The 649-nt window shown below is 65.8% G+C and carries 1 pseudogene; it reads left to right on the top strand.

Annotated elements, in window-relative coordinates:
• A pseudogene (locus KZO25_RS16780) lies at window positions 1-649 on the top strand (hypothetical protein); the annotation flags it as partial.

The raw sequence follows: 649 nt of genomic DNA, 5'->3' as shown, positions 1-649 counted from the left end.
ATCGCCCTGGAACCCGATGCCCTGCACCGGGAGACCCAGCGTCGTCTCAACACCGGGGATCAACCCCAACCGCTGATTCTGGAACGCGGCTACACCGCCCTGGGCCAGTTGGATCACCTCAGCCTGCGCGGTGCCAACAGCGCCGCCAGTGAACAGCAGTACCAATACGACGCCCTGGGGCGGTTGAGCTTCCGCGGGCTGCAAGGTGACCAAGCCTCAAAAGTCATCGCCTACAGTTATGACGCCGCCGGTCGCTTGATCGGCAGCCAGCACGGCGACCACGCCCACCGCTACTCTGTGGACGCCGCGGGTAACCGGTTAGACGGCCAACAAGCGCTATCCGACAACCGCCTCGGTCAGCTCAACGGTACCCGCTACCGCTACGACGGCGCCGGCAACCTGATCGAACGGCAACAGCCCAACGGGGAGCGCCTGACGCTCGGCTACGATGGGGCCAACCGCTTGGTACACCTCACCCACGCCAGCGAACTCGGCTACACCCGCGAAGCCAGCTACCGCTACGACGGCCTGGGTCGCCGCATCAGCAAAACCGTGCGCGACACCAACGGCACCACGGCCACCACCCACTACGGGTGGGACGGCGACCGCATCGTGCGGGAGGAAAACGACAGTCAGCGCACTACCGTGG

Source organism: Halomonas sp. ANAO-440, from assembly GCF_019915905.1.
Lineage (GTDB): Bacteria > Pseudomonadota > Gammaproteobacteria > Pseudomonadales > Halomonadaceae > Halomonas > Halomonas chromatireducens.
The sequence above is the reverse complement of the archived record's forward strand: the minus strand, read 5'-3'. Positions and strand labels throughout refer to the sequence as shown.